Below are 26,313 nucleotides of genomic sequence, written 5' to 3'. Positions count from 1 at the left end.
GTCGAGGTGGCCGGGGCTCAGCCCTGGACGCCCTTGACGAACTTGTCACCGATCCGCTTGACCAGATCCGCGAAGTCCTTCTGCGCCGTGGCGCCGCCCTCGTTCATGTACGCGACGCGGGTGGCACCGGTGCCCTGGTGCGCGACCAGCAGATCGGCCTTGATCACGATGCCGGGCGCGAACTCGATGGACATCTGGAAGGCGTGCGATGCCTCGCCGACCGTCGGAACGTCGAGCTTCTCGATCTTGACGGCGGTCTTCTCGCCCTCCATCTCGAAGGAGACGGTGGAGCAGCTGTCCAGCGCCGTGCCGACGGCCTTGGTGAAGTCGGCGGCGCCCGCGCCGGCGAACGTGAGGACCTGCTGGCTCAGCTCGGTCTTGCCGTCCGCCTGCTTGAAGTCGACGTCGCCGCCCTTGGTGGCGCCCTTGATCTTGGCGCCCATCATGTCGGCGAGCGGCTGGCACGCGGGCTTGTCGGCCTTCGGGGCCGGGGTGTTGTCGACGGGGACCTTGCCGGCCTTCCAGCCGGAGGGAAGGTCCTTGACCTCGACGGTCGCGGCCTTCATCTGCGCGGCGGTCAGCGGCGTGAGCGCCGGCGACTCCTTGTCCTCGCCCTTCGCCTTGTCCTTGGACTGCTCCTGGCCTGTGGCCGGCTTCTTGTCGTCGGACGATCCGCCGCAGGCCGCCGCGGTGAAGCACAGCGCGGAGACGGTGAGAGCAGCGGCAACGCCGCGGCGCAAACGGGTACTCATGAAAGTGGTACTCCCCTGGTTCTGTCTCAAAAAAGCTCATGGGGAGCTTCCCCCCTCCCCGGTAACGGGCAGAGGATACACATACGCCGAGGTCAGCCCGCCACCGGATACATCGAGCCGCGTCTGCCCTCCGGGCTCGCCAGCCACTCCAGCTTCGCCGCCGTGTCCGCTTCCGGCAGCGGCGTATGCATCACGATCGCCAGATCCGGCCTGGCCGGCACCCTCAGCTGGGTCGACTCCACGAACAGCTCCCCGACCAGCGGGTGTTCCAGCTCCTTGCGGACCTGTCCGCCGGGCGCGATATCGCGCCGCTCCCACAGCGCGGTGAACTCCTCGCTGGCCGCCTTCGCTTCCTCGACCACCGCCCGGAAGCCCTCGTCGTCGGGGCGCTCGGAGCAGGCGGCCCGGAACTGCGCGACGACGTACGGCGCGTTCCGCTCCCAGCTCCTGGCCCGCGAGCGGTAGATGGGGTCGGTGAAGAAGGCGATCAGACAGTTCTGCACGAGCCCGGGACGCATGCCGAGGACCATCCCCGCCGCGTCGTTGTAGAGGATCGTGTTCCAGTACGCGTCCATGATGTGCGCGGGGAAGGGCATCCACGCGTCGATCAGCCGCCGCAGCCCGGCGCACATATCGGCGTCGCCCGGATCCACCTCCGGCCGGGGCGGGTTGAGCCCCGCAAGTACATACAGATGGCGGCGCTCGACACTGCTCAGCCGCAGCACCCGGCCCACCGAGTCGAGGACCTGCGGTGAGACGGTGATGTCCCGCCCCTGCTCCAGCCACTGGTACCAGGAGACACCGACGCCCGCGAGGACCGCGACCTCCTCACGGCGGAGTCCGGGCGTACGACGGCGGGCCCCGCCGTCCGGCAGGCCCGCCTCGGCCGGGCTGACCCTGGCACGCCTGCTCATCAGGAACTCGCGCAGCTCGCCGAGGCGGTGCGCCTTCATCACATCGTGCTCGGCCGTCGTGGCCACGTACTCCCCCTGGTCCGTACGCCTGGCTGCCTGGTGGTGCGACCAACAGGATAAGTACCGGCTCCCCACGGATATTCCTGGAGCCGGAGGGTGTTGCCCATGGCAATCGACACCTCCGCCCCCGCCCCCGCGGCGACCGCGCCGCCCAAGCTCTCCGGCCGGGCCAAGCTGATCCTGCTGGTCCTGTGCGCCGCCCAGTTCATGGTCGCGCTCGACTTCTCCGTACTCAATGTGGCGCTGCCCGTCCTCGGCGAGGACCTGGGCATGAGCCGGTCCGCGCTGCAGTGGGCGGTCACCGCCTTCGCGCTGCCCTCCGGCGGCTTCCTGCTGCTCTTCGGCCGGACCGCCGACCTGTACGGGCGGCGCAAGCTGTTTCTCACCGGTCTCGCCGTCTTCGGCGCGGCCTCGCTGCTCGCGACATTCGCCTGGGACCCGGCGTCCTTCCTGGCCGGCCGGGCCCTGCAGGGCCTTGGCGCGGCCGCCATCGTGCCGACCGGAATGTCGCTGCTCACCACCACCTTCCCGGAAGGCCCGCAGCGCGACCGGGCACTGGGCATCAGCGGCACGCTGCTGTCGCTGGGCTTCACCATCGGCATGGTGCTGGGCGGCGTACTGACGGACACCCTGGGCTGGCGCTCCACGATGGGCCTGCTGGCCGTCGCCGCACTGCTCGTCCTCGTCCTGGCACCCGGTCTGCTGGCCGAGTCCCGGCACCCGGAGCGGCCGCGTCTTGACGTGCCCGGCGCGGTCACCGTCACCGGCGGGCTGCTCGCCGTGATCTACGCCCTGTCCACGGCGGCCGAGCGGGGCTTCGGCGGCGCGGACGTCCTGGTGACCCTGGTCGCCGGTGTCGGGCTGCTGGTCGGGTTCGTACTGGTCGAGTCCCGGTCCGCCGCCCCGCTGGTCTCACTGCCGATGCTGAGGCGGCGGACGGTGGCCTGGGGGAATCTGGGCGGTCTGGTGACCTTCTCGATGATGAGCACGGTCGTCTTCGTCCTCACCCTCTACCTCCAGGAAGTGCTGGAGCTCTCCGCCTTCCGGACCGGTCTGGTCTTCGGCGTCCAGGGCGTGCTGTCGGCCTTCGCCGGTGCGTACGCGCCCAGGCTCATCGGCCGCATCGGCGCCCGCCGCACGCTGGTCGTATCGCTGCTCGGCCAGGGCGTGTTCGTCGCCGCCCTGCTCGGCATCGGCACCGGATCGGGCGCCCTGCTGGCGACCGTCGCCGTCTCGCTGGCCAGCGTCTGCCATCTCGGCGCGATCATCTCGTACGGGCTGACGGTGACGTCCGGGGTTCCGGACGACGAGCAGGGCCTGGCGACCGGCCTCGTCACCACGACGCAGCAGGTGGGCATCACCATCGGCATCCCGCTGCTGGGTGTGCTGGCGACGACGCAGGGCTCGCTGTTCGACGGGGTCCGTACGGTGCTGGCGGTGGACGCGGCGGTTGTCGTGGCGGCGGCGGCCCTGGTGGGGGTGGGCCTGCGCAGGGCTCGGGCCTGACCGGTCCAGCCTGGCCGCCGTTTGAGGCGCGGGGTCCTGGGCGGAGTCCCGGTGGGAGCCCCGGTTACGGGAAGGCGGCCCGGGTCAGGCGCGGTCCAGGCGGAGGCGGTCCGCCCGCGGCAGGCCCGCGACCACCAGGTCGTACGAGTCCTCGATCAGCTCCCGGACCATCCGGTCCGGGAGCTCGTCGACCGTCACCGTGTTCCAGTGGCGCTTGTTCATGTGATAGCCGGGGGCGATCGCCGCGTGGTCGGCGCGCAGCTGGACCGCGATGTCCGGCTCGCACTTGAGGTTCACCTTCAGCGGCTCGGCAGCCAGCGAGCTGAGCGCGAAGAGTTTGCCCAGAACCTTGAAGACCGAGGTCTCCGGCCCGAACGGGAACTCCTCCACCGCCGCGTTGAATTCGAGGCAGAACGCCCTCAGTTCCTGCGCCTTCATGTCGCCGCCTCCCCCTCGGGCTTGCCCGGCACCGGCTCCGCCAGCACCGTGACGATTTTGTTCCGGCGGCCGGCCGGGGACTCCGCGGTCAGCCGCAGCGCCCGCCCGTCCGGCAGGTCGACCACCGCGGACGCGCCCGCGATCGGCACCCGTCCCAGGGCCTTCGCCAGCAGTCCGCCGACGGTCTCCACATCCTCGTCGTCGAACTCGTCGAGCCCGTACAGCTCGCCGAGATCGTCGATGTCGAGGCGGGCGGTGACCCGGAAGCGGCCCTGGCCCAACTCCTCGACCTGCGGCAGCTCACGGTCGTACTCGTCGGTGATCTCGCCGACGATCTCCTCGAGGATGTCCTCGATCGTGACGATCCCGGCGGTGCCGCCGTACTCGTCGATGACGACGGCCACGTGATTGCGCTTCTGCTGCATCTCGCGCAGCAGATCTCCGGCGTTCTTTGTGTCGGGGACGAACACGGCCGGCCGCATCGTCGTGGAGACCAGATCGGCCTCCGAGTCGCGGTTGATGTGCGTCTTGCGGACCAGGTCCTTCAGATACACGATGCCGACTATGTCGTCCTCGTTCTCCCCGGTGACGGGGATGCGCGAGAAGCCGGAGCGCAGCGCCAGGGTCAGCGCCTGCCGGATCGTCTTGTACCGCTCGATGCAGATCAGGTCGGTCCTGGGGACCATCACCTCGCGTACGAGGGTGTCGCCGAGCTCGAAGACGGAGTGCACCATGCGGCGCTCGTCGTCCTCGATCAGCGACTCCTGCTCGGCGAGGTCGACCATCGCCCGAAGCTCCGCCTCGCTCGCGAACGGGCCCTTGCGGAAGCCCTTCCCGGGCGTGAACGCGTTGCCGAGCAGGATCAGCAGCTGCGGGACGGGGCCCATGATGCGGGCCAGCGGGAGCAGGACGTACGCGGCAGCCGTGGCGGTGTTCAGCGGGTGCTGGCGGCCGATGGTGCGCGGCGAGACGCCCACCGCGACATACGAGACGAGCACCATCACGAGGATGGCGATGACCAGCGCCGTCCAGGTCTCCTTGAACTCCTCGAGGCAGGCATAGGTGACGAGCACCCCGGCCGCCATCTCGCAGGACACCCGCACCAGCAGGGCAACGTTGAGATACCGGGTCGGGTCGGCGGCGACCTGCGCCAGTTTCTCGGAGCCGCGCCGCCCGGACCGGACGGCCTCGGCGGCACGGAAACTCGAGACACGCGCCAGGCCCGCCTCCGCGCACGCCGCCAGCCAGGCGACGACGACCAGCAGAATCGCGCCGAAGATCAGTTGACCGGTCATGAGACGGTCGGCGCCGGGGACGGACCGGTGTGGCCCTTCTCCGCCCGCCAGCCGTCGATGATCGCGGCCTGCAGACCGAACATCTCGGTCTTCTCGTCCGGCTCCTCATGGTCATAGCCCAGCAGATGCAGCACTCCATGGACGGCAAGGAGCTGGAGCTCCTCGTCCATGGAGTGCTGTGTCGGGGCCTCTTCGCCCTGCTTCTTGGCGACTTCGGGGCAGAGCACGATGTCACCGAGGAGCCCCTGCGGGGGCTCCTCGTCGTCCTTGACCGGCGGACGCAACTCGTCCATCGGGAAGGACATGACATCGGTCGGACCGGGCAGGTCCATCCACTGGATGTGCAACTGCTCCATGGCTTCGGCGTCCACGACGATCACCGAGAGCTCGGAGAGCGGGTGGATTCGCATCCGCGCGAGCGCGTAGCGGGCGACATCGAGGATCGCCTGCTCGTCGACCTCGGTTCCGGACTCGTTGTTGACGTCGATCGACATGGTGCGCAGTTACTACTTCCCGTTCGGGTTCCCGTTTTGGCCGTCGTACTTCTCGTACGCGTCGACGATACGGCCGACGAGCTTGTGCCGGACGACATCCTGGCTGGTGAGCCGGGAGAAGTGGACGTCCTCGACGCCGTCCAGGATGTGCTGGACCTGGCGCAGTCCGCTCTTGGTGCCGTTCGGCAGGTCGACCTGGGTGACGTCACCGGTGATGACGATCTTCGAATCGAATCCGAGCCGGGTCAGGAACATCTTCATCTGCTCGGCGCTGGTGTTCTGCGCCTCGTCGAGGATGATGAACGCGTCGTTGAGCGTACGGCCGCGCATGTACGCCAGCGGCGCGACCTCGATCGTGCCCGCCGCCATCAGCCGCGGGATCGAGTCGGGGTCGAGCATGTCGTGCAGCGCGTCGTACAGCGGCCGCAGATACGGGTCGATCTTCTCGTAGAGCGTGCCGGGCAGGAAGCCGAGGCGCTCTCCGGCCTCCACCGCGGGACGCGTCAGGATGATGCGGTTGACCTGCTTGGACTGCAGGGCCTGGACCGCCTTGGCCATGGCGAGATACGTCTTGCCGGTACCGGCGGGGCCGATGCCGAACACAACCGTGTGCTTGTCGATCGCGTCGACGTACCGCTTCTGGTTGAGGGTCTTGGGGCGGATGGTCCGGCCGCGGCTGGAGAGGATGTTCTGGGTGAGCACCTCGGCCGGGGTCTCGACCTCGCCGTTGCCGTCTTCGACTGCCCTGAGCATGGCGATCGAGCGTTCCACTGCGTCCTCCGTCATCGGCTGCCCGGTGCGGAGCACCAGCATCATCTCGTCGAACAAGCGCTGGATCAGGGCGACTTCCACGGCGTCGCCGACCGCGCTCACCTGATTGCCCCGGACATGGATATCGGCCGCCGGGAAGGCCTTCTCGATCACGCGAAGCAGGGCGTCGCCCGAGCCCAGGACCGTCACCATCGGATGCTTGGCGGGGACGGTGAAGTGGGCTCGCGCCTCCCCTGGCGCTGCGGGTCCCCCTACGCCCCCGGGGCGTGGGGGGCGGGTCTGGGCGTTAGGTGTCTGAGTCATGGGCCGGCTCTGTGGCCTGCACATACCTCCCGTTGCAGGGTTCTCGCTGCTCGACAACCTCTGGAACACCAAGCGTACGACTTGACACTGACAAGGCCGAGGGCTTTTCCGGAGGCGTTGCGGAAGGTCGGCTTCCGGCGGAGGCTCCGGGCCGGAGCTTCAGGCGGAGGTCCGGCGGCGAACCTTCAGGCCGAGACCCCGGGCGGAGGCCTCGGGCCGAACCTCCAGGCCGAGGCCTCGGGCGGAGCTTCAGACGGAGCGGCCGAAACCGATCGTCGGTACGGCCCGGCGCAGTGGCCAGGGCCGGGTGGGCGCGGGCAGCAGCGTCTCCAGGAACGCGTACCGGCGCAGGGCCGTCGGGTCCTGGTCGTCACAGCCCTGGACGTACTGCCACCACGCGGCGATCTCGGACCAGCCCGGGGCGGAGAGCGAGCCGCCGAACTCCTGCACCGAGAGGGCGGCGGTCAGCCCGGCGAAGGCGAGACGGTCGGCGAGCGGCCAGCCCGCGAGCGTACCGGTGACAAAACCGGCCACGAATACGTCGCCGGCGCCGGTCGGGTCGAGCGCCTCCACGGCGATGGCGGGGACCTGGGCGCTCTCGCCGGTCGCGCCGTCCACGGCGTACGCGCCCTCCGCGCCGAGAGTGACGACGGCGAGCGGAACCCGCTCGGTCAGGGCCTGGGCGGCGGCGCGGGGGCAGTCGGTGCGGGTGTACCGCATCGCCTCCTCGGCATTGGGCAGGAAGGCCTCGCAGTGCTCCAGGTCGGCGAGGTCGTCCGGGTCCCAGCGGCCGCTCTCGTCCCAGCCCACGTCGGCGAAGACGCGGGTGCCCTTGCGTGCGGCCTGGGCGATCCACTCGTCGCGACCGGGCGTGAGAGAGGCGATGGCGGCCCTGGCGGGCGGCGGGCACTCGGGCACGGGCGGCGGGGCCTCGTGCCCGTGGGAGACCATCGTGCGCTCGTCCTCGTACGCCATGGAGACGGTGACGGGCGAGTGCCAGCCGGGCACGGTACGGGAGAGCGAGAGATCGATGCCCTCACCGTGCTCGAGGGCGTCCCAGCAGTACTCGCCGTAGTGGTCGTCCCCGAACGCGGCGGCGAGCGAGGTACGCAGCCCGAGCCGGGCCAGGGCGGTGGCCATATTGGCGACACCGCCGGGGCTTGAGCCCATGCCACGGGCCCAGGACTCGGTGCCGCGGACGGGGGCGGAGTCGAGGCCGGTGAAGATGATGTCGAGGAAGACACTGCCGGTGAGGTAGACGTCGCAGGCCGGATCGGCCGGTCTCCGGAGCGCGGCGAGCGGGTCCAGGCAGGGGGCAGCGTGGTGCGGATGCTCTCCGTGTCCAATGGTCACCGTGCCGCTCCCGGTACGTGGTGCAGATCAGGCCAGTCTGCCTGATCGGGGCGCTGACGGGTGGGGGCCGGGGCGGAGGAAGCTGCCCCGCCCCGCCCTTCCCGATTCCGCCCTCGCTCGCCGGACGGGCCGCCTGTGCGGCTCCGGATGCACGGCTCGGGTTCCCGGAGAATTTGCTACCAACGGGGGACGGGCGGCGCGACCCAGCCGGGCTCGGCCACCCGCATCGCCGCGGCGTCGTCGCGTTCGCGCATCGTGCCGTCGTCGTCGAGCCAGCGCCGGTGCAGGAGCGCCAGCCGCTCGCGGTCCAGTTCGACACCGAGGCCGGGCAGGTCGGACACGGCGAGGCGGCCGTCCTTGAACTCGAGACGCTTGGTGACGACGTCCTCGGTCTGCCACGGGTAGTGGCTGTCGCAGGCGTGGTCCAGGTTGGGAACGACCGCGGCGACCTGGGTCATCGCGGCGAGGCTGATACCGAGGTGGGTGTTGGAGTGCATCGACAGGCCGACCCCGTACGTCCGGCAGATCGCGGCCAGTTCCCGGGTGTTGCGCAGCCCGCCCCAGTAGTGGTGGTCGCAGAGGACGACCTGAACGGCGCCGCTCGCGAAGGCCTCCGGGATCTCGGCAAAGGTCGTCACGCACATGTTCGTCGCGAGCGGAACGTCGGTGCCGGCCGCGACCTCGGCCATCCGGGCCGTCGTGCTCGCCGGGTCCTCCAGGTACTCCAGTACGTCTGCGAGTTCCTCGGCGACCTGCAGCGACGTCTCCACGGACCAGGCGCCGTTGGGGTCGAGCCGCAGCGGCTGCCCGGGGAACGCCTCCGCCAGCGCACGTACCGCCGCGATCTCCTCGTCGGGCGCGAAGACGCCGCCCTTGAGCTTGAAGGAGGCGAAGCCGTAGTCGCGGGCGAAGCGCCGGGCCTGGGCGACGATCCCCGCCGGGTCCACGGCCGCGCCCCAGTCGTCGGACTCCCCGGCCCCGCGGGGGTGCGCGGACCATCGGTAGAACAGGTACGCGCTGTAGTCGACGGCGTCGCGCACCTTGCCGCCGAGCAGCGCGTGCACGGGCAGACCGAGGGCCTTGCCGAGGGCGTCGAGGCAGGCGACCTCGAAGGCCGAGACGATGGAGAGCCGCAGCTTGTCGGCGGTCTGCACACCGCGAAGACCGCCGGCGTCGACGGCGTCCGCGCCGGTGGCCTCGGCCGAGTCGCCGCAGACCAGGGCCGCGAGCTGATGCAGCCCGTTCACATCGCCGACCTGGCGGCCGGGCAGCGCTTCCGCCAACGGCGTTGCCAGGGAGAGGTACTTGGAGTCTCCGTAGGTCTCGCCGACGCCGGTGACGCCGCCTGAGGTGACCACCTCGACGATCAGGCGCGGGGTGTACGGCTGGTGCACACCCTGTGTGTTGAGCAGCGGCGGGTCGGCGACGAGGATCGGAGTGAGCCGCACATCGGTGATCGTCAGGTCGCTGCGCGCGTTCATGCGGTGGCTCCTGCCGGATCGAGTCCGTCTGCCGGCAGTGCTTCGAGGTCCGCGAGGTCGTCGGGGCCGGGTTCGGCGTCCTCCTCCGCACGGTCGTCCACTTCCGTGCCCTGCGCCATGCTGTCTCCCTATGTAGATGTTGTACATGAATGAGAATGGAGATTAGATACGCGAACAGACATCGTCAATGGGCCGGGGGCCGCGCGGAATACGATCGGCGCATGTCGGAGACGGATTCGCAGCCGGAGCCGGGATCGGAGCCGGGATCGGCTTCGGAGCCGGGAGCAGAATCGGCGCCGCGGTCCGGCGGCGTGCGCGAGGTGAAGTCGCGGCTCGCACCGTCGACCTGCTCGAAGCGCTCGCGGAGCGCGGCGACGACCGCCGGCTGCCCGCGCACGCGGGCGCGCTGGGCAAGGCACTGCTGACCGAGCGGCCGGACGAGCTGCTTCCGGAGGGCGAGTTGGAGCGGCTCACGCCCAACACCCGTACCGACCGCGCCGATCTCGCCGCAGACCTCGCCGCGATCCGCGAGCGCGGCTACGCCGTCGACCGCGAGGAGGGTATGACCGGTATCGCGGGCTTCGGCATCGCGCTGCGCCACGACACGCCCGCGACGGACGCGATCAGCTGCTCGGTGCCGGTGGCGCGGCTCACCGAGGAGCACGAGCGGCGGATCGTGGCGGTGATGAGGGCGGTCCGCACGAAGATCGAGGAGGCGGCGGCGAATCGCCGGAGGGGCTGAACACTGACCCCCTCCGGCGATCGAAGACACGCCGGAAAGGCCTTCGGCCCCCGGGGGTGCGGTCCCCGGTGACCCGGGCCCGCGCTAGTCGGGGCGTCCGGCGGCGAAGTCGTACGCCTCTACCTCGGCGATCAGCCGCGCCCGCCGCGCCTCGTCGTCATCCAGGAAGGACGCCAGGAACGAATTGCGGGCCAGCTCACGCAGCTGGTCCTCGGTGAGCCCCAGCGCCTCGTGCACCGCGTGGAAGGTGTCGCCGACATAGCCGCCGAAGTACGCGGGGTCGTCGGAGTTGACGGTGCACAGCAGTCCCGCCTCCATCATCCGTGCCAGCGGGTGCTCCTCGAGGACGTCGACGGCCCGCAGCCGTACGTTCGACAGCGGGCAGAGCGTCAGCGGGACCCGCTCCCGTACGAGCCGGTCGACCAGCTCCGGATCCTCCATGCAGCGCAGCCCGTGGTCGATGCGCTCGACTCCCAGCAGGTCCAGGGCCTCCCTGATGTACTCCGGCGGGCCCTCCTCGCCCGCATGCGCCACCTTGCGCAGCCCGAGCGCGTCCGCCGCCGCGTACACCTCGCGGAACTTCGACGGCGGATGCCCGGCCTCCGCCGAGTCCAGACCCACCCCCGCGATCCGGTGCAGATGCGGCTTCGCGGCATCGAGCGTCGCCATCGCCGACTCGGCGGACTCGTCCCGCAGGAAGCACATGATCAGCCGGGTGGAGATGCCGTGTCGCTGCTGGCTGCCGTCGAGCGCCCGGGCCAGCCCGTCGATCACCGTACCGATCGGGACACCGCGGGCGGTGTGCGCCTGCGGATCGAAGAAGATCTCCGCGTGGCGCACGCCCTGCCCGGCGACCCGCGCCAGATACGCGTCGGCGAGTTCCGCGAAGTCGTCCTCGGTGTGCAGTACGGCCATCAGCTCGTAGTACAGATCGAGGAAGGACTGCAGGTCCTGGAAGAGGTAGGCGCGGCGCAGCTCTTCGGTGTCCTTGTACGGCAGTACGACGCCGTTGCGCGCGGCGAGCGCGAAGGCGAGCTCAGGCTCGAGGGTGCCTTCGATGTGCAGGTGCAGTTCGGCTTTGGGGAGGGGCATTGCCCCATCTTAGGCCGATTCGTGCTCAGCTCCGTTTGGGCACGGGGATCCGCCACAGGTCCTGGGCAACCGTCAGCTCACCCTCGTAACCGACGGCTCTGGCCTGGCGCTCGAACTGGTACGGGTCGCTGTAGCGCTGCGAGAAATGTGTCAGCACGAGGTGCCGCACGCCCGCGTCGCGCGCCACGCGGGCCGCCTGACCCACAGTCAAGTGGCCGTGGTCCGAGGCAAGTTGCTCGTCCTCGTCGAGGAAGGTGGACTCGATGACGAGCATGTCGCAGCCCTCGGCGAGCGCGTGCACGCCGTCACAGAGCCTGGTGTCCATGACGAAGGCGAAGCGCTGGCCCCTGCGGACCTCGCTCACGTCGTCGAGAGTGACACCGTCGAGCACACCCTCTCGTTGCAGCCGGCCGACGCCCGGGCCCTTGATGCCGTGCGCGGCCAGCTTCTCGGGCAGCATCCGGCGGCCGTCGGGCTCAGTGATCCGGTAGCCGTACGACTCGACGGGGTGCGAGAGCCGGTGGGCGTCGAGGGTGTACGCCTCGGTCGTGGCCAGTACGGAACCGTCGCCGCCCACCGGCGCCTGCTCCAGCGCCACCGTCTCGCGGTAGGCCGTGGCGTACCGCAGCCGTTCGAAGAAGCGCTGTCCACTGGCCGGGTAGTGCGCGGTGACCGGGTGCGGCACCCGGTCGAGGTTGATCCGCTGGATCACTCCGGCGAGCCCGAGCGAGTGGTCGCCGTGGAAGTGGGTGATACAGATCCGGTTGATGTCGTGCGCGGCGACACCGGCGCGCAGCATCTGGCGCTGGGTGCCCTCGCCGGGGTCGAAGAGGATGCCCTCGCCGTCCCACCGCAGCAGATAGCCGTTGTGGTTGCGGTGCCGGGTGGGGACCTGGCTGGCGGTGCCGAGCACCACCAATTCACGTACGGACAAGTCGGTGTACCCGCTACCCGGGAGGCCACTCGAGGCCGCGGCCGCCCAGCAGATGCGCGTGCGCGTGGAAGACGGTCTGGCCCGCGCCCGCGCCGGTGTTGAAGACGACGCGGTATCCGGCCCCGTCGATCTTCTCCTCACCGGCGACCACACCCGCCTCATGCAGCACATCGGCGGCGAGCTGTGGCGCGGCGGCGGCGAGGGTGGCGGCGTCGCGGTAGTGCGCCTTGGGGATGACCAGGATGTGGGTCGGGGCCTGGGGGTTGATGTCGCGGAAGGCGACGACGGTCTCCGTCTCCCGCACGACGGTGGCCGGCACCTCCCCCGCGACAATCTTGCAGAACAGGCAGTCAGCCTGCGGTTCTCCCGCCATGACCGGGTCCTCCTCGCGTGTGGTCGGTACCCACGGCATCGTATAGCCCGCGTCGGACAAGCCCGCCGTGGCGGGTCAGGTGTGCCGGTCGCCCTTGCGTCCGTGCCGCGACAGCCCGCGCCGCGATCGGCCCGCGCCGACGACAGCCGGCACGGACGACGGTCGGCACGCACCACAGCCACGCCGCCGGCGTGCCACCGCCGGCTCTACGCCTGCGGCAGGCCCGGCGCCGACTTCGCAGGGTTCTCCGACAGCACCGCCAGCGCCATCCGGACCGCCTCGTCCAACTGCGGGTCGCGGCCCGCGGCGTGGTCCTGCGGCGTCATGACGACCTCCACGTCCGGGTCCACGCCGTGGTTCTCCACGCCCCACTCGTAACCCTCCAGCCAGAAGGCGTACTTCGGCTGAGTGACGAGCGTGCCGTCGACCAGGGAGTACCGGCTGTCGATGCCGACCACGCCGCCCCAGGTCCGCGTGCCCACGACGGGGCCGATGCCCAGCGCCTTGATCGCCGCGTTGACGATGTCGCCGTCCGAGCCCGAGAACTCGTTCGCCACCGCCACCACAGGTCCGCGCGGCGCGTCCTGCGGGTAGCTCAGCGGCTGCATGCCGCGCGGCAGGTCCCAGCCCACGATGCGCCGCGCCAGCTTCTCCACCACGAGCTGCGACGTGTGGCCGCCCCGGTTCTCCCGGACGTCCACCACCAGGCCCTCCTTCGCGACCTCGACCCGCAGATCGCGGTGGATCTGGGCCCAGCCCGGCGCCTGCATGTCCGGCACATGCAGATAGCCCAGCCGGCCCCCGGACCGCTCATGGACGTAACGACGCCGGTCGGCGACCCAGGCGTGGTACCGCAGCGGCTCCTCGTCCGCGAGCGGGACGACCACCGCGTGCCGCGGATCGCCGCCGCCCGCCGGGGAGATGGTGAGCTCGACGGCCTTGCCCGCAGCGCCGACCAGCAGCGGCCCCGGCCCGGTCACCTCGTCCACCGGCCTTCCGTCGACCGCGAGAATCGCGTCCCCGGCCCGCACCGCGACGCCGGGCGCGGCGAGCGGTGAGTGGGCCTGCGGGTCGGAGGTCTCGGAGGGCAGGACCCGGTCGACGCGCCAATTACCGTCCGCGGAGCGGGAGATGTCGGCACCCAGCAGCCCCTGCCGTGCCGAGGCACTGCCATAGCCGCCCCGGGGCGTGACATAGGCGTGCGAGGTGCCCAGTTCGCCCTGCACCTCCCAGAGCAGGTCCATCAGATCGTCGTGGGTGGCCAGCCGGGAGAGGACCGGACGGTACCGCTCCAGTACGCCGTCCCAGTCGACACCGCCGAGGTCCGCGCGCCAGAAGTTGTCGCGCATCAGCCGCCCGGCCTCGTCGTACATCTGCCGCCATTCCGCGGCCGGATCGACACTGCTGCGTACGCGGGCGAGATCGACGGTGATATTGGTGTCGCTGTCCTCGTCGCGCGAGGGCCTGCGGTCGCTCGGTACGACCTTCAGCTTGCCGTCCGCGTACAGCAGCACCCGCTTGCCGTCACCGCTGACGTCGAAGCTCGTGGCGTCCGGGACGAGTTCCTCGATGCGCTGCTGGACCAGGTCGTACCGCTCCAGAGCGGTCTTCGGCCACGGGTCTTCGGGTGTGGCCCTGGTGGCGCCCAGGACACCGCGCATCGGATGGCTCAGCCACAGCAGTCCGTCCTTGGCGGCACGCAGCGTGGAGTAGCGGCCCGCCTCGACGGGGAAGGGCACGATCCGGTCGGCGAGTCCGTCGAGATCGATACGGGTGACGGGGGCATCGCTCTCCTCACCGTCCTGCCGCTGGTCCCTGCCGCGGTCGTCCTTGTCGGCCTCGAAGGCCCGGCCGTGGCGCTGCGGCCCGAACGGCGACGGGGTCGTGGCGGCCAGCGTGATCAGATGCGGGCGGCAGCCGCCGACGAAGGCCAGATCGAAGACATGCGTGTCGTAGACCGGGTCGAAGGCGCGCTCGGAGAGGAACGCGAGGTGCTTCCCGTCGAGCGTGAACGCGGGCTGGAAGTCCCGGAAGCGCAACGGGGTCGCCTCGGAAACGGACAGATCCGCGGTGTTGGCGAGCTTGAGCTGCCGAAGCGGGGACGGTCCTGGATGCGACCAGGCGAGCCAGCCCGAGTCGGGCGAGAAGACCAGGCCGGTGGCGTCGCCGTGCTCGCTGCGGTCGACGTCGCGGACCTCGCCGCTCTCCCGCTCGACGAGCAGTACCCGGCCGTCGTGCGAGGCGACCGCGGCACGGCTGCCGTCGGGTGCGACAGCGAGACTCAGTACGCGGCCGAGCCGGCCCGCGCCCAGCCTGCGCGGCGTCGCCCCGGGCGCCTGGCCGACGGCCGGTGCGAACTCGAGGGCGTCGTCGCCCTCGGCGTCCGTCACCCAGACCACATGCTCCTCACCGTCGACCCGGAAGGTGCGCGGCAGCCTGGCTCGTACGCCGGGCTCCACGGCGAGCGCCCGCGCGGGACCTTCGCGGTGGGTGACCCAGTGGACGCCGCCGCGGATTTCCACCGCGCTGCCGCGTCCGGTGTGGTCGGGGGCCGCGGTGCCGAGATGACACTCGGCCTTGACGGGGCGCGGCCGCAGATCGGTGCGCTGGCCACCGAGGCGGATGTCGAGCCGGCGGGGCCCGTCGCTCCCGAGGTCGTCGAGGATCCACAGTTCACCGGCGGCGGCGTACACCACCCGGGTGCCGTCGGTGGCGGCATGCCGCGCGTAGTAACCGTCGATCCCGGTGTGGCGGCGCAGGTCCGAACCGTCCGGCAGAGACGAATAGACGGCACCGACGCCTTCGTGGTCGCAGAGGAAGGCGACGCGGTCCCCCACCCACAGCGGATACTCGACATTCCCGTCGAGGTCCTCGTGGAGGCGTACGAACTCCCCGTCGCCCGCCCGGTCGATCCACAACTTGCCCGCGGTACCGCCCCGGTAGCGCTTCCAGGCGGCGGCCTCCCGCCCCATGGTGGCCGAGAGCAGCAGCGTATGGGGACCGAACGCCACATCACCGACCGGCCCGTACGGCAGCACGGTGGCGGGCCCGCCGTCGAGCGGCACGGCCCGTGCCCAGCTGCGGCGCAGCGAGGCCTGGCCGTACGTACTGATCGCCAGGACCTCGCCGTCCGGCGTCCAGCCGCGTACGGATGTCTTCCCGCTGCCCCAGTGCGTCAGCCGGTCCGAAGGACCGCCGTCGACGGGCGCTAGATGCACCTCGGGTGCGCCGTCACGGCGTGAGGACCAGGCTATGTGCGTGCCGTCGGGCGAGATCCTTGGATGGTCCACCGGCACGTTGTCGGCGCTGACGCGCCACGCCCGGCCGCCGTCGAGCGGCGCGACCCAGACGTCGTCCTCTGCGGTGAAGGCGATCAACTCGCCGTGGACATGCGGATACCGGAGGTAGGCAGGGTGCGTCACACCGTCACCCTAGGCAGCCTGCCGCCGCCCGGTCACGGCTTTCCGATCACTTGGCCGGGTCGGGTGTCGCGGTCACGGTGACCGTGACGGTGACGGTGGGCCGCGGCGGGTCGCCCGGGCGGTGGGTGCCGGGGGTGCGGGTGGGCGTGCGGGTGGGCGTGCCTGCGCAGTTGCCGAGGACGCTGGCCTCGAAGACGACCTTGCCGTCGACCTTGGCGATGAGATCGCCGCGTACGCACTTCCCCGAGCGCTCCTCCGTGACCTTGCCCTTGAGCGTGATGCCCTGGCCGGTATTGGTCTCACCCTGGCAGTCGACGGTTGCCACGCTACGGGCGGAGGGCGAGGCGGACGCCGTGCCGGCCGGCTTCGGGCCGTCGCCCGTTGTCGCCGTACAGCTGAGCCACCGTACGTCGAAGCCCAGTCGCTCCAGGGTGCTGGTGCCGGTCTTGTCGGTGGTGACAGCGACGGCGACGGAACTCAGCCCGCCGCCGGACGCCGGTTCACAGGCCGCAGCACACGCAACTGCCGTACCGACAACGCCGATTGCGGCAAGGATGTGCCGGTGTCGTACTCGTCTCAAGCCCCGCATGAGGGCAGAGTGTCACCGAGTGCCCTGAAGGAAAAGAGTGGTTGCGGCCACCTTTACCCCGTACGGTCATGGAATGGCCAGGAAGCTGATCCGGACGCGCCGGCTCGTCGTCGACGAGAACACCGTCTACATGTGGTCGGTCCGTCACAAGCACGCGCGCACCGACGGGCGTTGCCCGGACTGCCGCACCACGCTCTCACTGCGGCGCGAGGGCACGACGGCGCGCCTGGAGCTCGCCTTCCGGGCGGGCCCGGGCCGGGTCGTCGCCGACGGCTACTGGGAATCGGGCTCGGTGGGCGACACCGAGCAGAACTGGCTGAACCTCTACGAGCCGGGGTCGGCGCGGCGGCTCCTCGACGAGGCGACAGTGCGCGGGCTGCTGCCCACCGCGGCCGGGACGACCGAGGTCGACGGCTGGCCGCTGTTCGACGCGGTGGTGGCGAACGAGAAGGGCTAGGACGCGAAAGGACCGCTTCAGGACCAGCGGCCGGTGCGGCCCAGCAGCAGCGCCGTGGCTGCCGTACCCGCCGTCGACGTGCGCAGCACGCTGCGCCCGAGCCGGTACGGCTTCGCGCCCGCCTCGGCGAATGCCGCCAACTCCTCCGGCGACACGCCCCCTTCGGGCCCGACGACCAGCACGATCGAGCCCTCCGCGGGCAGTTCCGCGGTGGCCAGCGGCTCGGCGCCCTCCTCGTGCAGCACCGCCGCGAAGTCGGCTTCGGCCAGAAGTGAGGCAACCTGTTTGGTCGTTGCGGCGTCCGCGATCTCCGGGAAGCGCAGCCTGCGCGACTGCTTGCCCGCCTCGCGCGCCGTGGCCCGCCACTTGGCGAGGGCCTTGCCGCCCCGCTCTCCCCTCCACTGCGTGATGCAGCGGGCGGCGGCCCACGGCACCACGGCGTCCACACCGGTCTCCGTCATGGTCTCGACCGCGAGTTCGCCGCGGTCGCCCTTGGGCAGGGCCTGGACGACGGTGATACGAGGCGTGGGTTCGGGCTCCGTCGGGAACTCGAACGGCTCGACGATCAGCCGGTCCTTGCCCTCCGTCCGCAGGACGACACCGGCCGCGCCGCGTCCTCTCCCGTCGGTGAGCACGATGCCCTCACCGGACTGCAGCCTGCGTACGGAAACGGCATGCCGTCCCTCGGGCCCGTCCAGCGTGAGGACCGCACCAGGACCCACGCCGTCCAGCGAGTCGACGACGAATACGGGGGCGGTCATCACCCACCACCCAGCGCCAGCGCGGCCCGCGCGGAGTCGAGTTCGGCGGCGAGCACATCGACGAGCTGACCGGCGGGCAGTTCGCGCGCCATCCGGTGGCCCTGTCCGGCCCAGAGGGCCATGCCCTGCGGGTCTCCCGCCTTGGCGGCGGCCTTGCGCAGGCCGCTCGTCAGATGGTGCACCTGGGGATAGGCGGCGGGGGCGTACGGACCGTGCTCCCGCATGAAGCGGTTGACGAGGCCACGGGCGGGCCGCCCGGAGAAGGCACGGGTGAGTTCGGTGCGGACGAACAGCGGATTGGTCATGGCCTGCTTGTGCAGCACATTGGCGCCGGACTCGGGACAGACCAGGAACGCGGTCCCGAGCTGCGCGGCGCTCGCACCTGCCGCGAGCACGGCGGCGATCTGGCCGCCGCGCATCAGTCCGCCGGCGGCGATGACCGGCAGCTGCACGGTCTCGCGGACCAGCCCGATGAGCGAGAGCAGCCCGATCCCCGAGCCGTCGGCGGCGGGGTCGTCCCGGTGCGTGCCCTGGTGGCCGCCGGCCTCGATGCCCTGCACACACACGGCGTCGGCACCGGCCCACTGCGCGGCCTGTGCCTCCTCGGGCGTGGTGACGGTGACCACGGTGAAGGTCCCGGCCTTCGCGAAGGAGTCGAGCACTTCGCGGGTCGGGCAGCCGAAGGTGAAGGAGACCACCGGCACGGGGTCGTCGAGGAGGATGGCGAGCTTGGCCTCGTACCCGTCGTCCCGCCCGCTGTCGGGGTCGCCGAGAGGCGTCTCGTACCAGGCGGCCTCACCGGCGAGCTGCTGCCGGTAGACACCGACGGCGGCGGGGTCGGCGGTGTTGGGCTGCGGCATGAAGAGATTGACGCCGAAGGGCTGACCGGTGAGCCCTCGGATCTGTTTGACCTCCTGGTACATGCCGTCCGCGGTCTTGTATCCGGCGGCGAGGAAGCCGAGGCCGCCCGCATCGGAGACGGAGGCGGCGAGCTGCGGACAGGAGGCGCCGCCCGCCATGGGGGCCTGCACGATCGGATACCGGCAGAGATCGGTCAGTGCGGAGGACATGCAGGCATGGTGCCATGTCGGCCGCGCGCGGCCGAATCGGGCGTTCCGCGGCCGGCGGGGGTGCGGGGGCGGGCCTTTCGCTTGCCCGCGTCTTCCCGCTGTGTCGATCTGCGGCCCCGCCGTGCGGTGTGGGGGCGAGCCCCGATACCCCCGTACGCCCTTCGGGCGTGTCCTCAATCGCCGGACGGGCTGAGATTTCCCCCCGCCGGGCGGAGATCCAGCCCACCGGCCGGAAGATTCCGCCCCGCCGGCGATCGAGGCGCGGGAGCCGGGGCAGAGCCCCGGAAACGGGCAACCCGCACTCCCGCCCCAACGGCTACCGCCCGTTGAACGCGTCCTTCAGGCGGGAGAACAATCCCTGCTGCCCCGGCTGGAACTGCCCCGTCGGCCGCTCCTCGCCGCGCAGCTTCGCCAGATCCCGCAGCAGCCGTTCCTGGTCCGCGTCCAGCTTCGACGGCGTCATCACCTCGACGTGCACGATCAGGTCGCCCCGACCGCCGCCCCGCAGATGCGTGATGCCACGCCCGTGCAGCGGGATCGACTGGCCGGACTGTGTGCCCGGGCGGATGTCGATCTCCTCGATGCCGTCGAGCGTCTCCAGCGGGCACTTCGTGCCCAGCGCCGCCGCCGTCATAGGGATCGTCACCGTGCAGTGCAGATCGTCGCCGCGCCGCTGGAAGACCGCGTGCGGCAGCTCGTGGATCTCGACGTACAGGTCACCCGCCGGGCCACCGCCCGGGCCGACCTCGCCCTCGCCGGCGAGCTGGATGCGGGTGCCGTTGTCGACGCCCGCCGGGATCTTCACGGTCAGCGTCCGGCGCGAGCGGATACGGCCGTCGCCGGCGCACTCCGGGCACGGCGTCGGCACGACCGTGCCGAAGCCCTGGCACTGCGGGCACGGCCGCGAGGTCATGACCTGACCCAGGAAGGACCGCGTCACCTGCGAGACCTCACCGCGTCCGCGGCACATGTCGCAGGTCTGCGCCGAGGTCCCCGGCGCCGCGCCCTCACCGGAGCACGTCGTACAGACGACAGCCGTGTCGACCTGGATGTCCTTGGTCGTGCCGAAGGCCGCTTCGTTGAGGTCGATCTCCAGCCGGATCATCGCGTCCTGGCCCCGTCGCGTACGCGACCTGGGCCCCCGCTGCGACGCCGTACCGAAGAACGCGTCCATGATGTCGGAGAAGTTGCCGAAGCCACCGGCCCCGAATCCGCCCGCGCCTCCGCCGCCCGCCTGGGACAACGGGTCTCCGCCGAGGTCGTAGACCTGCTTCTTCTGCGGGTCCGACAACACCTCGTACGCGGCGTTGATCTCCTTGAAGCGCTCCTGCGTCTTCGGGTCCGGATTCACATCCGGGTGGAGTTCGCGCGCAAGCCGGCGGAAGGCCTTCTTGATCTCGTCCTGCGATGCGTCGCGGCGTACGCCGAGTACGGCGTAGTAGTCCGTGGCCACTTACGACTCCGCCAGGATCTGTCCGACGTAACGTGCCACTGCGCGTACCGCTCCCATCGTTCCGGGGTAGTCCATGCGGGTCGGTCCGACCACGCCGAGTTTGGCAACTGCCTCGTCGCCCGAACCGTAGCCGACCGCGACCACGGAAGTGGAGTTGAGGCCCTCGTGGGCGTTCTCATGACCGATACGTACGGTCATGCCCATGCCCGAGTCATTGGCTTCGCCGAGCAGCTTGAGGAGCACCACATGCTCCTCGAGCGCTTCCAGCACCGGCCGGATGGTCAGCGGGAAGTCGTGCCCGAAACGGGTGAGATTTGCGGTGCCGCCGATCACCAGCCGCTCCTCGGTCTCCTCGACCAGAGTCTCGAGCAGGGTCGCCAGCACCGTGGAGACGGTGCCGCGGTCCTCCGGCTCGAAGGACTCGGGCAGCTCCTGCACCAGCTGCGGCACATCCGCGAAGCGGCGCCCGACGACCCGGCTGTTGAGCCGGGCCCGCAGGTCCGCCAGCGATGTCTCGCCGAACGGCGCGGGGCAGTCGATCATGCGTTGCTCGACCCGTCCGGTGTCCGTGATGAGCACGAGCATCAGCCGGGCCGGCGCGAGGGAGAGGAGCTCCACATGCCGGACCGTGGACCGGGTCAGCGAGGGGTACTGGACGACGGCGACCTGCCGGGTCAGCTGCGCCAGCAGCCGTACCGTACGGCCCACGACGTCGTCCAGATCGACGGCTCCGTCCAGGAAGTTCTGGATGGCGCGCCGCTCGGGCGACGACAGGGGCTTCACGCCCGCCAGTTTGTCGACGAAGAGCCGGTAGCCCTTGTCCGTCGGAATGCGGCCGGCGCTGGTGTGCGGCTGGGCGATGAACCCTTCCTCTTCCAGCACCGCCATGTCGTTACGGACAGTAGCCGGGGAGACACCGAGCTTGTGCCGTTCGGTGAGAGCCTTGGAGCCGACGGGCTCCTCCGTGCCGACATAGTCCTGGACGATGGCGCGCAGCACTTCGAGTCTGCGTTCGCTGAGCATCGCGCACACCTCCAGCCGTGGTTCCTTGGTGGTACTGCCTGGCACTCGATACGTTCGAGTGCCAGCACTCCCCCGAGCCAGTGTACGGCTGTCGGGTACGCCCCTAGCAAGGGCGTTCTGCGAGGGCGGCCGATCACGCTACCGTGCGACACCGCTGGTCCCTGCCGATAGCGTCGCGGTATGGACGTCAGTTGGGAAGAGTTCGGCTGGGAGCGCTTGGCCGACGGGGTGGGGCGCCGGCGGATGCCCGTCTGGGACGCGACCGTCGGATTGGTCGCCGGCGAGGACCGTGTCCTCATGTACGACACGGGTTCGACGCTCCGTGAGGGCGCCGAGCTCCGCACCCAGGCGCAGGCGCTGATGGGCGGCCGCCGAGTGACGCATATCGCACTGAGCCATCCGCACTTCGATCATGTACTGGGGACCGCGGCGTTCTCGGGGGCCGAAGTGTTCGGCGCGGTCGGCCTCGACGACCTGATGAGGCGGGAGCGGGACGAGATCCGCGACGCGGCCGTACGGCACGGTGTCCCCGCGAAGGAGGCCGCGGAGGCCGCCGATCTGCTGGTGCTGCCGCGCCATCTGGTGTGCGGGGAGTGGACGCTCGACCTGGGCGGCCGCCAGGTGCTGCTGGCCAATGTCGGACCCGGCCACACGGGCCACGATCTGGCACTGCTGGTGCCGGACGGCGGCCCGGGCAGCCCGGAGGTGGTCTTCTGCGGGGATCTGGTGGAGGAGTCGGGCGAACCGCAGGCGGGCCCGGACGCGATCCCGCCCCGCTGGCCGGCGGCGCTGGACCGGCTGCTGTCGCTGGGCGGCGAGGACGCGGTATATGTCCCCGGGCACGGGGCGAGAGTCGACGCGGCTTTCGTACGCGCGCAGCGGGATTCGTTGGCGGAGCGCTTCAGTGTGTCGTAGCGTCGGCCAAATGCGCAGCTACAGCCCGGATCTGACGCCTCCTTGGAAGAAGCGGCAGCCGGCCCCGGAGGTCCCCGCCGAGTCCGACCTGGTCGTGGAGGAGGTCACGACGGGTTTCTGCGGTGCGGTGATCCGTACCGAGAAGACAGCGGAGGGCCCGACGGTCACGCTCGAGGACCGCTTCGGCAAGCACCGGGTGTTCCCGCTGGTCCCGCGGGGGTTTCTGCTGGAGGGCCGGGTGGTCACGCTGGTCCGCCCCTCGGCGGCGGCGCCGGCCCGCCCGGCGCGTACGGCCTCCGGCTCGGTCGCGGTCCTGGGGGCACGGGCGAGGGTCGCGCGGGCGGGCCGTATCTATGTGGAGGGCCGCCACGACGCTGAGCTCGTCGAACGGGTCTGGGGTGACGATCTGCGGATCGAGGGCGTGGTGGTGGAGTACCTGGAAGGCATCGACGACCTCCCGTCGATCGTCAAGGAGTTCGCGCCCGGCCCCGACGCGCGCCTCGGGGTGCTGGTGGACCATCTGGTCCCGGGCTCGAAGGAGTCCCGTATCGCGTCCCAGGTCGCCGGCGATCACGCCCTGATCGTGGGCCACCCCTACATCGACGTGTGGGAGGCGGTGAAACCGTCCTCGGTCGGCATCCGGGCGTGGCCGTCGGTGCCGCGCGGCCAGGACTGGAAGACGGGAGTCTGCCGCGCACTGGGCTGGCCGGAGAACACGGGAGCGGCGTGGCAGCGGATTCTTGGCGGGGTCCGGAGCTACCGGGACCTGGAACCCGAGCTCCTGGGCTCGGTGGAGCACCTGATCGACTTCGTGACGGCACCGCCCGCCTGAGCGGCGTCAGTCCACCAGGTCCCGTACCACCGCGTCAGCCAGCAGCCGGCCCCGCTGCGTCAGTACGGCCCGGCCCTCCTCGTACGGCCCCGGCTCCAGCAGGCCGTCCGACAGCGCCCCGGCCGCCGCCGCCAGGCCCGCCGGGCGCAGCAGCCCCAGCTCGCAGCCGTCCCGGAGCCTGAGCTCCAGCAGGATCCGCTCCACCCGGCGGTCCTCCGCCGACAGGAGCTCGCGGCCCGCGCCCGGCGAGCGGCCCTCCGCCAGCGCCGCCGCGTACGCGCCCGGGTGCTTCACATTCCACCAGCGCACCCCGCCCACATGGCTGTGGGCGCCGGGGCCCGCGCCCCACCAGTCCGCGCCGCGCCAGTACAGCTCGTTGTGCAGGCACCGGCCCGCCTCGGAGGTGGCCCAGTTGGAAACCTCGTACCAGTCGAAGCCCGCGTCCCCGAGCACCGAGTCCGCGATCAGATACCGGTCCGCGTGGACGTCGTCGTCGGTCATCGGGACCTCGCCGCGGCGGATCCGCCGCGCAAGCTGGGTGCCTTCCTCGACGATCAGCGCGTACGCCGAGATGTGGTCAGGACCCGCGCCCACCGCGGCCGCCAGGGACGCGCGCCAGTCGTCGTCGCTCTCGCCGGGCGTGCCGTAGATCAGGTCGAGGTTCACATGGTCGAAGCCCGCAGCCCGTGCCTCCGCGACGCACGCCTCCGGGCGGCCCGGCGTATGCGTACGGTCCAGCACCTTCAGCACATGCTGCCGCGCGCTCTGCATCCCGAAGGAGATCCGGTTGAAGCCGCCCTCCCGCAGCTCGGAGAGATACGCCGGGTCCACCGACTCCGGGTTCGCCTCGGTCGTGATCTCCGCGCCGTCCTCGAGCCCGAACTCCTCGCGGACCGCTCCCAGCATCCGCACCAGGTCCGAGGCCGCGAGCAGCGTCGGCGTACCGCCCCCGACGAACACCGTCCGCACCTGCCTCGGGTCGTCGCCCAGTACCTTGCGGGCGAGGCGGACCTCGTCCGCCACCATTTCGGCGTAGTTGTCCCGGGAGGCGAGCACGCCGCCCGAGCCGCGCAGCTCGGTCGCCGTGTAGGTGTTGAAGTCGCAGTAGCCGCAGCGCGTCGCGCAGTACGGCACATGCAGGTAGAAGGCGAGCGGCCGGTCCCCGGCGCCTGTCAGGGCGGACGCGGGCAGCGACCCGTCCTCGGGCATGGGCTCACCATCGGGCAGTACGGAAGGCATGCCCCCCATTGTCCGTCACCTCGCGAGTGCCCCGGGACGGCTACCGCGCCTGGAGCACCAGCAGCGCCAGATCGTCCTCCGGCGGCGCCTCCCCGAACTCGTACACCGCCTGTTTGATCCGCTCCGCGACCCCTTGCGCGGTCAGGCCCGCGCAGCCGGCGAGCACCCGGGCGAGCCCGTCCTCGTCGTCGAACATCCGCGTCCCCGAGCGCCGCTCCGTCACCCCGTCCGTGACGCAGAGAAGGGTGTCCCCGGGCTCCAGGTCGAAGGTCTGGCTCTGGTACGCGACGTCCTCGACGACCCCGAGCAGCACCTGCGACTCGGCCGCGGTGAGCACCCGGCCGTCGGGGCGCAGCAGCAGCGGCAGCGGATGTCCGGCGCTCGCCAGCGTGCAGCGGACGCCTCCGCCGACCCGGGGCGAGGGCACCAGCTCGCCGTAGAGCAGGGACAGGAACCGCGCCTGCGGACCCTCCGGCACGCCCTGACCGCCCGCTGCCACGACCATCAGCGCGGCCGACTCCGCCGCCTCCATGGCGTCGTCGAGGAGCAGTCCGTTGAGCCGGTCCAGCACCTGGCCGACCTGGTACCCCTCGCGGGCGAGCAGCCGCAGCCAGGGCCGGGCGAGGCCGGTGACGACCGCCGCCTCGGGTCCGCTGCCCTGGACGTCGCCGAGCATGAAGCACCAGCGGCCGCCCGAGCCGGCCGGGAAGATGTCGTAGAAGTCGCCGCCCGCGACGCCGTCGTCGCTCGGCTCGTACACCAGGAACCGGTCGACGCCGGGGATCTCCCCGACCTTGCCGGGCAGCAGACCGCGCTGCAGGACCCGGCTGATGGTGGCCTGCCGGGTGTACTGGCGGGCCGCGCTGATCGCGAGAGCCACCCGCCGTGCGAAGTCCGCGATCAGCGCGGTCGCTTCGTCGGGTACGCGTGCGAGGCCGTACCGCGCCACCAGCAGGGTGCCGAGCCCGCGTCCGCCCGTGGCCAGGCGGTAGGCGACGGCCGAGCCCTCACCGGCGCCCGGTTCGCCGTCACCGGGCCAGGGAATCGGTACGGGCCCGTTGCCCGCGGCCTCGGGCAGCAGCGGCGGCTCCTTGTCCAGGGCATCGCGCAGCTGCTCCGTACGTGACTCGTCGCTGTGCCAGACCCGTGCGAGCCGCTGCGCGGCCCCCGCTCCGCCGCCCGCGCCCCAGCCGGACCCCGGCCGTCCCGCCTCGCTGTCCAGCCAGATCGCGCACCAGTCGGCGAGTCTCGGCACCAGCAGCTGCCCGGCGAGCGCCGCGACCATGTCCTCGTCGAGCTGTCCGGCGAGCAGGTCGGAGGCCTCGGCGAGGAAGGAGAGGGCGCCGCGGCTGATCCAGTCCTGGTCCTCGCGCACGGTGCGCCGGGGCGAGGGGGCGAGGATCTCGGCGGCGCGCAGTCCGCGCTGCAGCGCGGGTTCGGCGCCGGGGAGCGGGCAGGTGTCCCAGCCGTCGACGGGCAGACGGGCCCAGACGGTCTTGAGGCCGGAGCGGTAGGTGATGCCCCAGCGCTCGGCGAGGGCCGCGACGAGATGGAGGCCGCGCCCGTACTCGGGCGTGCCGGAGCGTTCCTCGGCGCCGTGCGGCTCGTTGCGTACGGCCCTGGCGGGGTGGTGGTCGGAGACTTCGAGCACGAGGGCCGCGGGCTCGACGTCCGCCGACTCCTCCAGCCTGCAGAGGAGTTCAACGGTGGTGCCCGCGTGCACGACGGCGTTGGTGACGAGTTCATTGACGATGAGAACCGCGTCGTCGGCGAGCCGGTCCGTACTGTGCCTGCCCGGCGGGCAGCCCCCGGACCCGCGGCAGAAGGCGCAGGTGGCGAGCATCCCGAGGTTGGTCCAGTCGGCGATGGCGGCGCGCACGAAGCGGCGCGCGGCGGACGGTGCGAGAGGGTTGCCGGGCAGGCTGGTGCGAGCGACTGAACGTGCGTCATCCCGCAGGGGGTACAACGGCGTTGTGCGGTGAACGGTCTCGCGCTGCATCGGAAGGGACCCCACTGTGCGGCTCCTGGTCGGTTCTGGCAATGC

24 protein-coding genes and 1 pseudogene are annotated in these 26,313 nt (G+C 71.2%); 5 read left to right on the top strand and 20 right to left on the bottom strand.

The annotated features are described in order from the left end of the window. Positions 1–17: 17 nt before the first annotated feature. Together ACWDZ6_RS01360 and ACWDZ6_RS01355 are read right to left on the bottom strand one after the other, a co-directional pair. Positions 18–752 carry a hypothetical protein gene (locus ACWDZ6_RS01360; protein ID WP_451501192.1) on the bottom strand — a complete coding sequence of 245 codons (735 nt, stop codon included), beginning with the start codon at positions 750–752 and terminating at the stop codon, positions 18–20. A 92-nt stretch (positions 753–844) separates the two neighbouring features. Beyond that, positions 845–1,705, bottom strand: a complete 861-nt coding sequence (locus ACWDZ6_RS01355) for a helix-turn-helix transcriptional regulator (protein WP_451501458.1) — start codon at positions 1,703–1,705, stop codon at positions 845–847. 126 nt (positions 1,706–1,831) lie between these two features. Here ACWDZ6_RS01355 and ACWDZ6_RS01350 point away from each other — a divergent pair, with 126 nt between their 5' ends. After that, a complete protein-coding gene (locus tag ACWDZ6_RS01350; RefSeq protein ID WP_451501191.1) occupies positions 1,832–3,232 on the top strand; it encodes an MFS transporter in 1,401 nt (466 codons plus the stop codon). Positions 3,233–3,316: 84 nt separating this feature from the next. Here ACWDZ6_RS01350 and ACWDZ6_RS01345 read toward each other — a convergent pair whose 3' ends face one another. The 7 genes from ACWDZ6_RS01345 to ACWDZ6_RS01315 form a co-directional block, all read right to left on the bottom strand. Continuing rightward, positions 3,317–3,670, bottom strand: coding sequence for an MmcQ/YjbR family DNA-binding protein (locus tag ACWDZ6_RS01345; RefSeq protein ID WP_451501190.1), 354 nt, complete (start codon positions 3,668–3,670; stop codon positions 3,317–3,319). After that, positions 3,667–4,965: a hemolysin family protein gene (locus ACWDZ6_RS01340; protein ID WP_451501189.1), complete on the bottom strand. Its 1,299-nt coding sequence runs from the start codon at positions 4,963–4,965 to the stop codon at positions 3,667–3,669. The genes ACWDZ6_RS01345 and ACWDZ6_RS01340 overlap by 4 nt, the downstream gene beginning before the upstream one ends. Continuing rightward, positions 4,962–5,459, bottom strand: coding sequence for an rRNA maturation RNase YbeY (gene ybeY, locus ACWDZ6_RS01335; RefSeq protein ID WP_451501188.1), 498 nt, complete (start codon positions 5,457–5,459; stop codon positions 4,962–4,964). Before ybeY ends, ACWDZ6_RS01340 begins: the two co-directional genes overlap by 4 nt. 12 nt (positions 5,460–5,471) lie before the next feature. Continuing rightward, a complete protein-coding gene (locus ACWDZ6_RS01330; protein ID WP_451501187.1) occupies positions 5,472–6,533 on the bottom strand; it encodes a PhoH family protein in 1,062 nt (353 codons plus the stop codon). Positions 6,534–6,782: 249 nt separating this feature from the next. Further along, the gene (locus ACWDZ6_RS01325) at positions 6,783–7,886 is read right to left on the bottom strand and encodes a carbohydrate kinase family protein (protein WP_389176822.1); all 1,104 of its coding nucleotides are present in this window, start codon (positions 7,884–7,886) and stop codon (positions 6,783–6,785) included. 176 nt (positions 7,887–8,062) lie between these two features. Then, positions 8,063–9,367 carry a glucarate dehydratase family protein gene (locus tag ACWDZ6_RS01320; protein ID WP_451501186.1) on the bottom strand — a complete coding sequence of 435 codons (1,305 nt, stop codon included), beginning with the start codon at positions 9,365–9,367 and terminating at the stop codon, positions 8,063–8,065. Then, positions 9,364–9,486, bottom strand: a complete 123-nt coding sequence (locus tag ACWDZ6_RS01315) for a hypothetical protein (protein WP_451501185.1) — start codon at positions 9,484–9,486, stop codon at positions 9,364–9,366. Before ACWDZ6_RS01315 ends, ACWDZ6_RS01320 begins: the two co-directional genes overlap by 4 nt. A gap of 260 nt (positions 9,487–9,746) precedes the next feature. Between ACWDZ6_RS01315 and ACWDZ6_RS01310 the strand changes: the two are divergent. Beyond that, positions 9,747–10,109 (top strand): annotated as a pseudogene (locus ACWDZ6_RS01310) (IclR family transcriptional regulator domain-containing protein); the annotation flags it as partial. A gap of 84 nt (positions 10,110–10,193) precedes the next feature. Here ACWDZ6_RS01310 and ACWDZ6_RS01305 read toward each other — a convergent pair. From ACWDZ6_RS01305 to ACWDZ6_RS01285, 5 genes are all read right to left on the bottom strand, one after another. Then, on the bottom strand, positions 10,194–11,201 hold the full coding sequence (locus ACWDZ6_RS01305; RefSeq protein WP_451501184.1) for an adenosine deaminase: 1,008 nt from the start codon (positions 11,199–11,201) through the stop codon (positions 10,194–10,196). A gap of 25 nt (positions 11,202–11,226) precedes the next feature. Next, the gene (locus tag ACWDZ6_RS01300) at positions 11,227–12,135 is read right to left on the bottom strand and encodes a ribonuclease Z (RefSeq protein WP_451501183.1); all 909 of its coding nucleotides are present in this window, start codon (positions 12,133–12,135) and stop codon (positions 11,227–11,229) included. 13 nt (positions 12,136–12,148) lie between these two features. Continuing rightward, a complete protein-coding gene (locus ACWDZ6_RS01295; protein ID WP_366730598.1) occupies positions 12,149–12,508 on the bottom strand; it encodes a histidine triad nucleotide-binding protein in 360 nt (119 codons plus the stop codon). Positions 12,509–12,714: 206 nt separating this feature from the next. Continuing rightward, positions 12,715–15,930, bottom strand: a complete 3,216-nt coding sequence (locus tag ACWDZ6_RS01290) for a S41 family peptidase (RefSeq protein ID WP_451501182.1) — start codon at positions 15,928–15,930, stop codon at positions 12,715–12,717. 46 nt (positions 15,931–15,976) lie between these two features. Next, positions 15,977–16,519 (bottom strand): hypothetical protein, encoded by a 543-nt coding sequence (locus ACWDZ6_RS01285; RefSeq protein WP_451501181.1) that lies wholly within the window; start codon positions 16,517–16,519, stop codon positions 15,977–15,979. A 73-nt stretch (positions 16,520–16,592) separates the two neighbouring features. Between ACWDZ6_RS01285 and ACWDZ6_RS01280 the strand changes: the two genes are divergently transcribed. Continuing rightward, positions 16,593–16,976 carry a hypothetical protein gene (locus tag ACWDZ6_RS01280; protein ID WP_326649844.1) on the top strand — a complete coding sequence of 128 codons (384 nt, stop codon included), beginning with the start codon at positions 16,593–16,595 and terminating at the stop codon, positions 16,974–16,976. 17 nt (positions 16,977–16,993) lie between these two features. On the opposite strand, the gene ACWDZ6_RS01275 is transcribed toward ACWDZ6_RS01280, so the two are convergent. The 4 genes from ACWDZ6_RS01275 to hrcA form a co-directional block, all read right to left on the bottom strand. Next, on the bottom strand, positions 16,994–17,737 hold the full coding sequence (locus tag ACWDZ6_RS01275; protein WP_451501180.1) for a 16S rRNA (uracil(1498)-N(3))-methyltransferase: 744 nt from the start codon (positions 17,735–17,737) through the stop codon (positions 16,994–16,996). After that, positions 17,737–18,807, bottom strand: a complete 1,071-nt coding sequence (locus ACWDZ6_RS01270; protein WP_451501179.1) for a nitronate monooxygenase — start codon at positions 18,805–18,807, stop codon at positions 17,737–17,739. The genes ACWDZ6_RS01275 and ACWDZ6_RS01270 overlap by 1 nt, the downstream gene beginning before the upstream one ends. 316 nt (positions 18,808–19,123) lie before the next feature. Continuing rightward, positions 19,124–20,260 (bottom strand): molecular chaperone DnaJ, encoded by a 1,137-nt coding sequence (gene dnaJ / locus ACWDZ6_RS01265; RefSeq protein WP_326649847.1) that lies wholly within the window; start codon positions 20,258–20,260, stop codon positions 19,124–19,126. Next, the gene (gene hrcA / locus ACWDZ6_RS01260) at positions 20,261–21,283 is read right to left on the bottom strand and encodes a heat-inducible transcriptional repressor HrcA (protein ID WP_366730605.1); all 1,023 of its coding nucleotides are present in this window, start codon (positions 21,281–21,283) and stop codon (positions 20,261–20,263) included. Between the two features lie 180 nt (positions 21,284–21,463). Here hrcA and ACWDZ6_RS01255 point away from each other — a divergent pair, with 180 nt between their 5' ends. Together ACWDZ6_RS01255 and ACWDZ6_RS01250 are read left to right on the top strand one after the other, a co-directional pair. Next, a complete protein-coding gene (locus ACWDZ6_RS01255; protein ID WP_451501178.1) occupies positions 21,464–22,198 on the top strand; it encodes an MBL fold metallo-hydrolase in 735 nt (244 codons plus the stop codon). 10 nt (positions 22,199–22,208) lie between these two features. Continuing rightward, positions 22,209–23,030 (top strand): DUF3097 domain-containing protein, encoded by an 822-nt coding sequence (locus ACWDZ6_RS01250; protein WP_451501177.1) that lies wholly within the window; start codon positions 22,209–22,211, stop codon positions 23,028–23,030. Positions 23,031–23,036: 6 nt separating this feature from the next. Here ACWDZ6_RS01250 and hemW read toward each other — a convergent pair whose 3' ends face one another. Then, positions 23,037–24,269: a radical SAM family heme chaperone HemW gene (gene hemW, locus ACWDZ6_RS01245; protein WP_451501176.1), complete on the bottom strand. Its 1,233-nt coding sequence runs from the start codon at positions 24,267–24,269 to the stop codon at positions 23,037–23,039. A 40-nt stretch (positions 24,270–24,309) separates the two neighbouring features. Next, positions 24,310–26,268, bottom strand: coding sequence for a SpoIIE family protein phosphatase (locus ACWDZ6_RS01240; protein ID WP_451501457.1), 1,959 nt, complete (start codon positions 26,266–26,268; stop codon positions 24,310–24,312). Positions 26,269–26,313 lie beyond the last annotated feature (45 nt).

The organism is Streptomyces sp. NPDC002926 (assembly GCF_053591755.1).
Note: the sequence above shows the minus strand (reverse complement) of the source record. Positions and strands in the feature narration are given on the sequence as shown.